At 71.2% G+C, this 12826-nt stretch carries 9 protein-coding genes; 4 read left to right on the plus strand and 5 right to left on the minus strand.

Going from position 1 to position 12826, the window contains the following annotated elements; all coding sequences use genetic code 11:
* Nucleotides 1-102 precede the first annotated feature (102 nt).
* Complete coding sequence (locus tag ABZY11_RS15885) at nt 103-3867, minus strand: S8 family serine peptidase (RefSeq protein ID WP_356479697.1); 3765 nt, start codon at nt 3865-3867, stop codon at nt 103-105.
* Nucleotides 3868-4076: 209 nt separating this feature from the next.
* On the opposite strand from ABZY11_RS15885, the gene ABZY11_RS15890 reads away from it, so the two are divergent.
* The 3 genes from ABZY11_RS15890 (at nt 4077) to ABZY11_RS15900 (ending at nt 8163) form a co-directional block, all read left to right on the plus strand.
* Nucleotides 4077-5066: a helix-turn-helix transcriptional regulator gene (locus tag ABZY11_RS15890; protein WP_356479698.1), complete on the plus strand. Its 990-nt coding sequence runs from the start codon at nt 4077-4079 to the stop codon at nt 5064-5066.
* A 71-nt stretch (nt 5067-5137) separates the two neighbouring features.
* Entirely contained in the window at nt 5138-5620 is a 483-nt protein-coding gene (locus ABZY11_RS15895) for a DUF456 domain-containing protein (protein ID WP_356479699.1), read from the plus strand.
* A gap of 152 nt (nt 5621-5772) precedes the next feature.
* Nucleotides 5773-8163 carry a glycoside hydrolase family 95-like protein gene (locus ABZY11_RS15900; RefSeq protein ID WP_356479700.1) on the plus strand — a complete coding sequence of 797 codons (2391 nt, stop codon included), beginning with the start codon at nt 5773-5775 and terminating at the stop codon, nt 8161-8163.
* A gap of 6 nt (nt 8164-8169) precedes the next feature.
* Here the strand turns inward: ABZY11_RS15900 and ABZY11_RS15905 are convergent, their stop codons facing one another.
* Complete coding sequence (locus ABZY11_RS15905) at nt 8170-9522, minus strand: AlkA N-terminal domain-containing protein (protein ID WP_356479722.1); 1353 nt, start codon at nt 9520-9522, stop codon at nt 8170-8172.
* Between the two features lie 102 nt (nt 9523-9624).
* Entirely contained in the window at nt 9625-10800 is a 1176-nt protein-coding gene (gene rsgA, locus ABZY11_RS15910) for a ribosome small subunit-dependent GTPase A (RefSeq protein WP_356479701.1), read from the minus strand.
* Nucleotides 10801-11197: 397 nt separating this feature from the next.
* Between rsgA and ABZY11_RS15915 the strand changes: the two genes are divergently transcribed.
* Complete coding sequence (locus tag ABZY11_RS15915) at nt 11198-11698, plus strand: DUF5949 family protein (RefSeq protein WP_356479702.1); 501 nt, start codon at nt 11198-11200, stop codon at nt 11696-11698.
* 150 nt (nt 11699-11848) lie between these two features.
* Here ABZY11_RS15915 and ABZY11_RS15920 read toward each other — a convergent pair whose 3' ends face one another.
* Nucleotides 11849-12259, minus strand: a complete 411-nt coding sequence (locus tag ABZY11_RS15920; RefSeq protein ID WP_356479703.1) for a rodlin — start codon at nt 12257-12259, stop codon at nt 11849-11851.
* A 119-nt stretch (nt 12260-12378) separates the two neighbouring features.
* Complete coding sequence (locus ABZY11_RS15925) at nt 12379-12579, minus strand: hypothetical protein (protein ID WP_356479704.1); 201 nt, start codon at nt 12577-12579, stop codon at nt 12379-12381.
* Nucleotides 12580-12826 lie beyond the last annotated feature (247 nt).

The raw sequence follows: 12826 nt of genomic DNA on the forward strand, positions 1-12826 counted from the left end.
CGTACGAAAACGGGTCATCCGGAAAAGTGGCCGCGAACACGGGTCCGCCGGGCGGCCCCACCCCCCACGGGAAGGACGCCCGGCGGACCGGTCGGGGCGTGATCAGCGCACGGCGTACGCGTCGTTCACGGTCTGGATGACGGAGTTGCCGTTGGCGTCCGTCAGTTCGGTCTTCAGGGTGACCGGCTTTCCGGCCGCGCCCGCGTGGTTCACGGTCGCGGTCCACCGGCCGCCCTGCTGTGCGGTGGTGGCGTCGTGCCAGGTCTCCCCACCGTCGTACGAGTACGAGACCTTGGCCGCGACCAGCTTGCCGGGCGTGTAGCCGGCGTGACCGGTGACGCTCAGGCCGATCGTCCGACCGTCCTTGGCCGCGAGGGTCTTGAGCCCGTCCGTGTCCAGGTCGTAGCCCGGGAAGAGCAGCGGAAGCCCCTGGGAGTACACGTTCTCGTCCCGCTTCGAACGGAACTTCCAGGTGGTCTCGGTCCGGGTGGACCGCTTCCACACGGCGGCGGGCTGACCGATCCTCGTGGTCATCATGGTGAGCTCGTACGCGGCGTCCTCGGCCGGGACGGTGAACACCCCCGACGGCCAGCCGGACTCGCCGATCAGCTTGCCGCCGCTGCTCAGGCGCATGTTGCCCAGGTCACCGAAGGAACCCTGGAGACCGGCGTGCTCGCTGTCGCTCCAGAAGCCCGGGGCGACACCGATCAGGTTGTCCTGGCGCTCGGCGGCGAGCTGGAGCTTGCCGGCGTCGTCGCGCGGGGCAGCGGGAACCGGGATGCCCCGGTACCAGTTCTCGGTGCGCTTCGAGCCCGCCGTGTAGGTGCGCGGCTGGTCGACCATCAGCTCGCCCCAGGGGAAGCTGGAGGAGAGGTACCGCACCCAGGCGGTGTCGCCCGCCGAGTAGTACTCGGTGCGCTTGCCGGGGGCGGCGACGACATCGCTGGCCGCGGAGAACGCCCCGCCGTACGGCCGGTTGATGATCACCGTGTCGACGTAGTCGGCCGCGACGCCCATCGCCTCGTAGTTGGCGGTGACCGTGCCGAGCTTGGTGTCGCGGACCTTGTAGGTGCGGTCCGAGGTGATCGGGCCGGTCTCGGGGAAGGCGAGGTTGTAGACGAACGGGCTGACGGCGGTGGCCTTCCAGCGCAGCTCCACCGGGCCGTCGGCCAGGGCGGCCTTCAGCGCGGCGGCCTCGCCGGCCTCGATCCCGAGTGCGGGCACCGGCGCCTGGGCGTAGCCGACGGACGGGCGCCAGGGACCCGCGGCGGGGCGGTGGGCGATGACGGCCTTCGCGCCCGCGGCCTTGGCGTCGCGCGCCTGGACACTCACGGAACCGCCGTCGCCGACCTCGATCAGGGCGATCTTCCCGGCCACGCCGGCGGCCTTCAGCTCATCGGGGGTACCCGTACCGGCGTCGACCAGTGCGGCCTCGCCCGTGCCGTCGAGGTTGACGGAGCCGGTGCTCGCCACCTGCGGGTGCAGTTCGGCGCCGCCGACCACCGACAGCTTCTCGATCTGCGGGGCGTACGCGCGCCAGAAGCTGGCGAACTCGAAGTCGCCGTCGCTCGCCCTGCCCTGCACATCGGCCAGGTAGTTCTTGATGGCGGAGCCGGCGGTGATGGCGCCCGAGTGCAGCCAGACGTCGTCCCAGCTGCGGCCGAACGCGAGTGTCGTGGAACGGTTCTCGGAGGCGCGGTCCTCGGTCTTCACCTGGATGCGGTGGGCCTTGCGGGCGTCCAGGACCACGGTGGTGTCCTTGGTGACGTTCAGCTGCGGCCGCGCGAGGTAGGCGACGGACTCGTCCAGGTTGCCGGTGGCGTCCTTCGGGTCGGGCGTGGTGACGAAGCTGGACACGAAGTACGCGCCGGGGCGCACCTGGTAGACCTGGTCGGTGGCGCCGTCGTTGAAGCGGCGTTCGCCGCTGGAGGTGTCGGTGCCGATGACGTCCAGCGAGGAGGAGCCGGTGGCGGGCTTGCCGGTGCGGTCGACGAGCTTGACCCGCAGGGTGACGGTCTCGGCTCCGACGTACAGCGAGAACGGGGTGGAGACCTTGACGCCGCCGGGGCCGGTGGCCAGCACGCGTCCGGTGACGTCGCCGTACTGGGCGGCCTTCAGCTTCGCCGTCGGGTCGATCTCCAGCGGGACCTTGACGGCGGCCCCGGCCGGCACGGTGACGGTGTGCGTGTGGAGCTTCGCGACCGAGGAGCGGACGGCCGAGCCGTCGTTCCCCGTGACGCCCTCGACGCTCAGCGCCAGCTTCACCGGCTTGGTGCCGGAGTTGGTGTACGGGACGTCGACCGTGGTGCGGTCGGTCCGGTCCTGCGGCCAGTTGAAGGTGCCGCCCTGGACGGCGGGGGCGCCGACGACGGTGGTGTCGATGGCGGCCTTGACATCGAGGCGGCCGCCGCCGGTCTCACGGACGTCGCCCGGGATGTCGCTCTCCGCGGACGAGACGAGCGCCGCCTTGATCTGCTGGGCGGTCCAGTCCGGGTGACGCTGCTTCACGATGGCCGCGGCGCCCGCGACATGCGGGGTGGCCATCGACGTACCGGACATCGACCGGTAGGCGTAAATGCCGCGGCCACCGGCGGCGGCGGCCGAGATACCGACACCGGGGGCGGAGATCTCGGGCTTGAGGGTGTGCGAGCCGATCACGGGTCCGCGGCTGGAGAACTGGGCCGTGGAGTCGTCGCGGTCGACGGCGCCGACGGTCAGCACGCTCGGGGCGCAGCCGGGGGAGGAGACGGTGTTCAGCGTCGGGCCCGAGTTGCCGGCCGCGATCACGAACAGGGTGCCCTTGTTCTGGGCGAGTTCCTCGGCGGCGACACTCATCGGGTCGGTGCAGTCGGTCGGCTCCGGGCTGCCGAGGCTCATGGAGACGACGTCGGCCTTCTGGTCGACGGCCCACTGCATGCCGGCGATGATCCAGGACTCGGCGCCGGATCCGCTGTCGTTGAGGACCTTGCCCGCGAGCAGGTCGGCGCCGGGGGCGACGCCCTTCTTCTTGCCGTCGCTGGCCGCTCCGGACCCGCCGACGGTGGAGATGGTGTGGGTGCCGTGGCCCTGCCGGTCGTCGGTGGTGCCGGAGTCGGTGAAGTTCTCCGAGGCGGCGACCCGGCCCTTGAGGTCGGGGTGTTCGGCGTCGACACCGGTGTCGAGCACGGCGACCTTGGTGCCCTTGCCGTCGTATCCGGCGGCCCAGGCGAGGTCGGCGCCGACCTGCTTGGTCGACTTGTCGAGGGTGGCCTGAACCTTGCGGTCGAGCCAGAGCTTCTTCAGACCGGAAGCCGAGCGGGAACGGGTGTTGGTGACGTCCGACCAGAAGTCGGCGGCCTTCGTCTTCTCGGCCTTGAGCGCGACACCGTCGATGGCGTCGAGCGCGAGTCCGCGCTTCGCGCCGCGCGGGGTGGCGAACGCGGCGGTGGCCGGGCTCCTGTCGTAGACCGCGATCAGCGGCAGCGCCTTGTTGTGCGCGTCGTCGTAGCCCTGCCGGATGAGGCCGGTGACGTTGAAGAGCTCCTCGTCGACCTTGCCCGCGGCCAGCGCGGCGACGGCGGTGTCGGGGTAGACGTAGAGGTCCTTGCCGGACTGCCTGGTCTGGACGAGGGGGACGGTTCCGTCTTCCCGGGGCAGCGCGGTGACCGAGGCGGTCCCCGAACTGTCCGTGCTCACCAGCATCTTGTCACCGGTGACCAGCGTCACGGTGACCGGCTTGCCCTTCTTGGCGTCGGCGGCGACGCTGCCGGTCAGTGGTCTCTTCCCCGTCGCGTCGTCCTGCGGCGCTGCCGTGGACGGTGCGATCGCGGTGACGGCCAGGACGGCGGCGGTGGCCGCTCCCAGTGCCGTGCGCGATATCGGACGCATCGCTCTCCCCAAGTGAATCCGGAACCAACTGCGCAAACCGCAGCCTTCCGGAGGTTGTTGGTACTGCGGTGGCGCCACATTGGCAGAGCGACAGGCGATAAGGGGATGATGTACACGGCGGGTTTACGCCGTGGCCGTTTTCCGCCATGGCCGAACGCCCAACGACAGCGACAACGTGCGGAATCAATGCGTCCGGGAGGGGTCCGGGGATGCTGGGAGCCATAGGTCTCGACGAGATACAGGAGTCGGCGTACCGCGCGCTCGTGGCGGTGGGAGCTGCGGAGGTCGCCGATCTCGCGCACCGGCTGACGCTTCCCGAGCCGGACACCGAACGGGCCCTGCGCAGGCTGGAACAGCACGGGCTCGCCGCCCAGTCCTCGGCGCGCACGGGGCGTTGGGTGGCGGCCCCGCCGGGCGTGGCGCTCGGGGCGCTGTTGACCCAGCAGCGTCATGAGCTGGAGCAGGCGGAGCTGGCGGCGGCGCTGCTCGCCGAGGAGTACCGGGCGGAGGCCGCCGAACCGGCCGTGCACGACCTGGTCGAGGTGGTCACGGGGGCGAGCGCGGTGTCGCACCGCTTCCACCAGTTGCAGCTGGGTGCGACGAGCGAGGTGTGTGCCCTGGTCACCGGGAAGCCGATCGCGGTCAGCGGAATGGAGAACGAGGCCGAGGAGCGGGCGGCGACGCGCGGAGTGTCGTACCGGGTGGTGGTCGAGCGCGAGCTGCTCTCGCTGCCGTTCGGGATTCTGGAGCTGTCGGCGGCGCTGAGCCGGGACGAGCAGTGCCGGGTCATCGACCGGGTGCCGACCAAGCTGGTCGTCGCCGACGGCGCCCTGGCGATGGTGCCGCTGACCGGGCGCGGCGCCGAGCCGGCCGCGCTGGTGGTCCATGCCTCCGGGCTGCTGGAGTCACTGATGGGACTCTTCGAGGCGGTGTGGCGCGAGGCCATGCCGCTCAGGCTGGGCGAGGCCGACCGGCCGCAGGAGGACGACACGGGTCCCGATCCGACGGACCTGGAGATTCTGTCGCTGCTGCTGGCCGGGCTGACGGACGCGAGCGTGGCGAAACAGCTGGAGCTGGGGCTGCGGACCGTGCAGCGGCGGGTGAAGGGCCTGATGGAGCTGACGGGCGTTTCGACCCGGCTGCAACTGGGCTGGCACGCGTACGAACGGGGCTGGGTGTCCCGCACACCACGGGCCTGAGCTGCGCCGACGGCCGCCGCCCCCGCGAGCGCTGACGGGCGGGACCGCCCGGACTCCGGCAGGCTGGTCAGATGAGTGTGTGGCAACTCGTCGCGGTCGGCCTCGTCATGCTCCTCGGCCTGTTGGGCGTGCTGGTGCCGGGAGTGCCGGGGCAGGCGATCGTCTGGGCCGCCGTGCTGTGGTGGGCGCTGACCGACATGACACCGGTCGCCTGGGGCGTGCTCATGGGCGCGACAGCGCTGCTGCTGCTGAACCAGGCGCTGAAGCCGCTGCTGCCACCGCGCCGCCCTCGTGAGACGGGGGCGCCGCGCAAGACGCTGATGCTGGGCGGGATCGCCGCGATCGTGGGCTTCTTCGTGGTGCCGGTGGTCGGTGCGGTCGCCGGATACGTGGGGGCCATCTACGGCGCGGAGCGGTTGCGGCTGGGCAGCCGCGGGGCGGGCTGGGCCTCGGTGCGCTCGGTGATGCGGGCGACCGGCTATTCGGTACTCGTCGAGCTCTTCGCCTGCCTCCTGGTGACGGGAGCCTGGCTGGGCGCGGTGATCTGGGGCTGACCAGCCTGTATCCCGTTGAACTCGGTCCAGGTACACGAAAATACATCGGATCTCTTCCGCTCCATTGACGCAGCAATGCCCCGCGTTTACCTTCCCTCAAGGAATAGCTCGGATGAATTGACGCGCCTGCGTACGAGTCGCCAGGAGACGCCTTGCCCACAGCACCGGACCCCTCCCGCACGCCCCGGACCGAAGCCTCGTCACCGTCCCCTTCCCGGCCGTCCCCCTCCCGGAGAACGGTTCTCGCCACCGGCACCGCGATCGGCGGCGCACTCGTGGCGGGCGGTGCCGCCGTCCCGGCCCTGGCAGCCGCCCCGGCCGCCCCGGTGCCCACCACCGTGCGCTCCCCCGACGACAGCTGGCGCACGGTCCTCGACGACGCCGACCTGCTCTGGCAGAAGCTGCCGAAGACCTGGTACGAGGGCCCGTATCTGGGCAACGGCCGCCTCGGCTCCGGCATCTACGCGGAACCCGGCGCCACCACCCGGGCCGTACGCTTCAACGTCCAGCACTCCGAGGTCCAGGACCACCGCCCCGAGTTCGGTTCGCTCTTCGGCCTCGCCCGCCTCCCCATCGGCCACTTCACTCTGGAACCGGTCGGCACCATCACGGGCATCGAGTGGTGGATGCGGCTGCGCACCGCCCAACTCGAAGGCACGATCACCACGACCGCCGGCACCCTGGAGTTCCGCGCCTTCGTCCACTCCACCAGCGATCTGCTCGCCGTGGAAGTCACCCCGAGCGCGGGCGAACAGGACTTCCGCTGGGTCTTCCACCCGGCCGAGGCGATCAGCCCGCGTGCCGCCTTCAAGCCCCTGCCGAACGGCTACACCGGCAACCCTCCGGCGTTGATCGAACAGCACGACGGGACCACCGCCGCCGTCCAGCCGCTGCTCGCGGGCGGTCAGCACGTCACCGCCTGGCGCGAACGCGCCAGGGCCACGACCCGCACCCTGTACGTCACGGTCGCGCACTCGCACCCCACCACAACGGCCCGGGACCGTGCGCTGCGTACCGTGAAGACCGCTTCCGCGCTCCCGTACGGTCCGCTCGCCACACCCCACCGCACCTGGTGGGACCGGTTCTACCGGAAGAGCTTCCTGTCCCTGCCCGACGCCCGGCTCCAGCGCTTCTACTGGATCCAGCTCTACAAGACCGCGTCTGCGGCCCGCAAGGACGCCCCGGTGATGGCCACCTCCGGCCCCTGGCTGGAGCCCACCCCCTGGCCCAACACCTGGTGGAACCTCAACGTCCAGCTGGAGTACTGGCTGATCCACGGCTCCAACCACCTGGAACTGGACGCCGTCACCCGCGCCCTGAGCGAATTCCGGGACCAGCTCTCCCGCGAGGTCGCCGCCCCCTACCGGGCCGACTCGGCCGGCATGCCCCGTACCACCGACCCCCAACTGGTCAACGGCGCTCCGGTGACCGACGCCGGCTTCGGGGTCGGCATCCCCGGCCAGGACCCGCCCACCCCCGAGGTCGGCAATCTGACCTGGGCACTGCACAACGTCTGGCTCTCCTACCGCCACACCATGGACGAGTCGATCCTGCGCGACACGCTCTTCCCGCTGCTGCGCAAGGCCGTCAACTACTACCTGCACTTCCTCACGCCCGACGCGGACGGAAAGCTGCATCTCCCGGCGACGTTCTCCCCCGAGTACGGCGTCAACGCCCCCGACTGCAACTACGACCTCATGCTGCTGCGCTGGGGCTGCCGCACCCTGTTGGACTCGGCGGAGCAACTCGGCATCCACGACCCGCTGACCGCCCGCTGGCAGGAGGTCCTCGCCAGGCTGACCCCGTACCCGGTCGATGCCAACGGGTTCATGATCGGCGCCGGGGTGCCGTTCGCGAAGTCGCACCGTCACTACTCGCACATGCTCGCGGTGTACCCGCTGTACGAGCTGACGGGGGCGACGGCCGGCGAACGCGCCCTGATCGAGAAGTCCCTCGCCCACTGGGTGGGCTTCGAAGGCGCCCTGCAGGGCTATACGTTCACCGGCGCCGCGTCGATGTCCGCGCTGCTCGGCAAGGGCGAGGACGCGCTGAAATACCTCGGGCAGCTGATGAGCCGCTTCATCCAGGCGAACACCATGTACAAGGAGTCGGGCCCGGTCATCGAGACCCCGCTCTCGGCGGCCCAGTCCGTGCACGACATGGTCTGCCAGTCGTGGGGCGACACGATCAGGGTCTTCCCGGCACTGCCCGCCGCCTGGCGTGAACTGACCGTGCACGACTTCCGGACGCAGGGCGCGTTCCTGCTCAGTGCGGTACGCGAGGAGGGCCGGACCCGTTGGGTGCGGCTGACCAGCGAGGCCGGCGCACCCTGCGTCGTACACCATGGCATCGACGGCCCGGTGGAGGTCCGCGACGGGCACGGACGGCCGCTGGATCACGAGGAGTCGGCCGACGGCACGGTACGCATCCGGCTCCGCAAGGGCGACTCGGCGCTGATCACGGCGAGGGGCGACCGACCGGATCTGACCATCCGCCCGGTGCCGGCGAACGAACCCGCGCCGCGCTGGGGCCTGCCGGCATAGGCCCACTCACAACAGCCCCAGGTGACGCACCCCGTACGAACGCCAGGGCCGCCACCGGTCCGCCCCGGGCCGTCCGTCCGGATCCACATCCGGGTCACCCAGCGCACGCATCCTGATGAGCGCCGCGGCTGCCGGGCCGATCCCCGGCAGCCGCAGCAGTGCCTGCTCGGCCTCGTCGCGGTCGGCCCCGGCGTCCAGCCGTACGTCCCCGTCGGCGAGCGCGGCCGCCAGCGCCCGCAGCTCCGGGCCGTCCGCCGCACCGGCCAGCACACCCGGCTCGGGGAACACATGAGTCAGCCCGCCGCAGGGCACATCCAGAACCTTCCCGTACGCCTCCACGAGCCGCTCCGCCGCGTCCCGGCCCACCACCGTCCGTACGGCGAACTCCTCGGGATCCGCGGCCCCCGGCGAACGCAGCCCGGGGCGGGTGGCAACGCCCGGAGCGAGTCGCGGGTCGGCACCGAGCCGCTCGTCGACGGCGTACGGATCGGCGTCCAGATCGAAGAGCCGCCGCAGCCGCTGGACGGCCGTCGTCAGATCCCGCAGGTCGGTGAGGTGGATCCGGGCGTCGAGCCAGGCCCCGGCGGACCGCTCGTCGACGGCCACGATGCCCGTGCCGTACGGAAGCCGCAGGGTGCGCCGGTAGGTACGGGCACCGGTCTCGCCGCTGACCTCCTCGATCCGGGCGACCGTCTCACCTGCCAGCAGATCGAAGACCTCGCGGGCCGCGTACGGCCCCCGGTGGGCGAGCCGCAGCGGGATCCCGGTGGTCCGCGCCTCCCGGACCGACGCTCCCAGCCCCGTCCCGGCCTCGGCCCTCAGCGCGCTCGGCGTACGGGCGTAGATCTGCCGGATCGTGTCGTTGAACTGGCGCACACTGGCGAAGCCGGACGCGAAGGCGATCTCCGTCACGGGCAGCCCGGTGGTCTGGAGCAGTACGCGTGCGGTGTGGGCCCGCTGGGCACGGGCGAGCGCGACCGGGCCGGCGCCCAGCTCGGCGTTGAGCTGCCGCTGCACCTGGCGTGAGCTGTAGCCGAGCCGGTGGGCGAGGCCGGGCACGCCCTCCCGGTCGACCACCCCGTCGCCGATCATTCGCATGGCGCGGCCCACGACATCGGCCCGGACGTTCCAGTCCGCCGAGCCGGGCACGGCGTCCGGACGGCAGCGCCGGCAGGCCCGGAAGCCGTGGCCCTGCGCGGCGGCCGCGGTCGGGTAGAAGCGGACGTTCTTCCGCTTGGGCGTGACGGCGGGGCAGCTCGGCCGGCAGTAGATGCCGGTCGTTTCGACGGCGAAGAAGAACTCCCCGTCGAAACGGGCGTCGCGGCTGCTCACCGCCTCGTACCTGGTCCGTTCATCCATCACACCGTCCAGTCTGCGGCACCCTCCGGTGCCGCACTGGCGGTTTTCGGACGCGGACCCAGCGGCCCGCGGCCATGAAGCCGCGGACCCGGGGGCCACGGTCTACCGCACCCGGCCCCGCTTCGCGTTCATGGCGGCCCGGCCCTCGGCGCCCTTGCGCTTCCATTCGCGCAGGATTTCCGACCGCACCCGGGCGTCGGTCTTGGCGACGATGCGCTGGTTCTCGCGCAGCAGTTTGCGGAAGCTGTCGAGGCGCCGTTCGTGCAGCGAACCGTCCTCGATCGCGGCGAGCACCGCGCAGCCGGGCTCCGAGTCATGGGCGCAGTCGTGGAACCGGCACTGCTCGGCCAGCTCCTCGATCTCGGAGAAGACCTGGCCGACGCCGGCCTCCGCGTCCCAGAGGCCGACCCCGCGCAGTCCGGGGGTGTCGATCAGCACGCCCCCGGAGGGCAGGACCAGCAGGTTGCGGGTGGTGGTGGTGTGCCGGCCCTTGCCGTCGACGTCACGTGCGGCCTGCACCTCCATCACATCGCGGCCGAGGAGGGTGTTGGCGAGGGTCGACTTGCCCGCGCCGGACGCCCCGAGCAGCACGCTCGTACCGCCCGAGACAATGGCGGCGAAGACATCGACCCCCTCCCCCGTGGCGGAGCTGACGGGCAGCACCTGCACCCCGGGCGCGACGCCCTCGATGTCCTGGACGAGGTACGACAGCGTGGTGGCGTCCGGTACGAGGTCGGCCTTGGTCAGCACCACGATCGGCTCGGCGGCGCCGTCCCCGGCCGGCCCCCCGTCCCGCAGCAGCGCGTCACCGCTTGAGCTGGACATGGCAAGCGCCAGGAAGCGTTCCACCCTCCCCAGGTCGAAGTCGACCGCGAGGGAGAGACAGATGACGATGTGGTCCACGTTGGTGGCGAGCACCTGCCCCTCGGAGCGCTGCGACGACGTCGAGCGGACGAAGGCGGTACGCCGCGGCAGCAGCGTCCGTACGAATTGCGGATCGCCGTCGGGGTCGACCGCGACCCAGTCGCCCGTGCAGACGATCCGCATCGGATCGCGCGGGACGACGAAGGCGGTGTCGGCCCGGAGGGTGCCGTGCGGGGTGACGACATCGCACTGGCCACGATCCACCCGCACCACGCGTCCGGGCAGCAGACCCTGCTCGGCGTACGGTGCGAATTCGGCCGCCCACGCGTCGTCCCAGCCGTACGGGGTCAGCGGATGCGACGCGGGCGAGCCCTGAAGAGAAGAAGCAGAGGACGGAAAAGACGGGAAAGACAAGGGAAACCCTTCAAAGGGGTGGCCCCGGCAACGCGCGCACAGGCGCGGAAAGTTACGGAGTAGGTCAGCCGGCGACCACGGGGGTGGGAACGATGCTCTTCTGGTTGTGGGCAGCGCCCACCGCAGTGACAGTCATCACGATCCTCACCTCCTGGTTCAAGCACGGGACCGACAGCGGTAGTTGATCTCCGCCGTCCGGAACTCCGAACACCATAGCCCGCGCGCATCGAGCGGCTCAACACATTTGATCGCAGCCGTCGGGAGCCGTCCATCGCGTCCTCCGCACCCTTCGAACGGAGACGATCCGGGCGGCATTCACCGGAGATATCCGGCTATATCGCTCGATCAGGTGATACTCATGCACAACGACCGGTCCGGGGCCGTTATGGTGCCGAGCATGACCTCACCCCAGACCGCCACCGGCACGTTCACCCAAGCCCAGTTGGGCACGATCACCCTGATCGGCTGGAGCGGCGAACACCCCGCCGACGGCCGCGATGTCGCCTTCCTTCTCGTCTACTCGCTGGGAGACGGTACGGACGGCCCCGCCGCCGGCGAGGCCGCCATGCGCGTGGCCCTGGAACGCAGCGGACTGCAGATCGGCACCGGTCCGGTGTACGCCGCCGAGAACCCGGGTCTCCCGGTGAAGCTGCTCGTCCAGGCCGGCCAGGCGGTCCTCACGCTGCCCCACTTCACGGCGCAGTACCCCGCACCGCCCGAGTGGCTGGCCGCGGCCGGCCAACGGGGCGAGGTGCACACGATGTTCGCCACCCGCCTGTGGCCCCAGGGCGCACCGGGTCGGCCGGTGAGCGAGGAGCTTCTGCGGTCCTTCGCGGCCGACGCGGAGGTCATCACGACCTCCGCCCACTGCGTCGTCCCGGTACGCAGCCTGGGCTGACCCGCCCCGGTACGCCAGATGCCCACCGCCCCCGTGGCGCGGTGGGCATCCTCATGTGTGGAGCCCTGGGACAGTGCCCCGGATCCTGCTGTGCGGCGCGGTGCGGGCAGCCGCGGGGCGGAACCCCGGGCAGCCCGCACGTCAGGTGCGTCAGTCGTTGGCGATCCCGTTGCCCGAGAGCACCGGGATGTCGTCGACGAGGTGCGACAGCGGCTCGTCGCCCTTGGCCTGGGTGGAGTTCTCGGCGCACTGCTGGTTCTGCGGCGAGGACAGCACGTTGACGTCCTGGACCGAGACCGGCACCGGTACGCCGACGATCGAACCGGCATTGGCCTTGAGCGGCAGACCGACACAGGCCTTGTTCAGCGTGCCCTGGACGAGCTGGAACTGCGGGCTGCCGTCGCCCTGGGTCACGCTGTTGCCGAACTCGTCCACGGCGCCGTTGCCGTTGACCGACGTGGTGCCCCCGTCATTGCCGATCGCCATGGCCGCGGGGGCCGCGGCGGCGGACAGGCCGACCAGGGACACGGCCACTGCCGCGCCGGCCATCATCTTCTTCATCACGCTTCACCTTTCGGAGCGTTCCGTTCTGGAACGTACTGACCAACCCGCTGCGGAAGCGTCAGTTCCGCAGTACCACTCAAAAGGGTTCGATCCGGCATGAGTTCGACGGCCCGCCGTTACCCGTCGACGGCCTCGCCAGAGGTGCGGGCCGCCGGAACCCGGCTGCCCGCGCACGGCCGGTCCGGCCCGGTCGGCGGCGGGGGCTCCGGACTGCCGTGGGCCGCCTGCCACTCGGCGAGCAGCCGGTCGTAGATGGGTGTGCCGTCCTGTGCGTGCCGCTGCCGGCCGCGGGAGTGTTGACTGTCGTACTGGTCCATGTGTGGCCCCTACCCGGTGCGGCGGGTGACGTCTGCCGGCACTACGGCAACCGGCCCAGTCCACCCGCCCCTTCGAGGGGCCGTGATGCCCGGACACACGAGTGGGGCCGGCACATCCGGCGGCCGGAGAACGGCTGCCAGGTGTACCGGCCCCACAGGTGTTTCACGTACTGCGTGCAGGCGGGCTCGAAGCTGCCCGCGGCACGCTCCCCATACCGGTCGAAGAACCGGCGAGGAGCGCCCGGAG

It is taken from the genome of Streptomyces sp. NPDC006510, from assembly GCF_040611955.1.
In the GTDB taxonomy this organism is placed as follows: Bacteria; Actinomycetota; Actinomycetes; order Streptomycetales; family Streptomycetaceae; genus Streptomyces.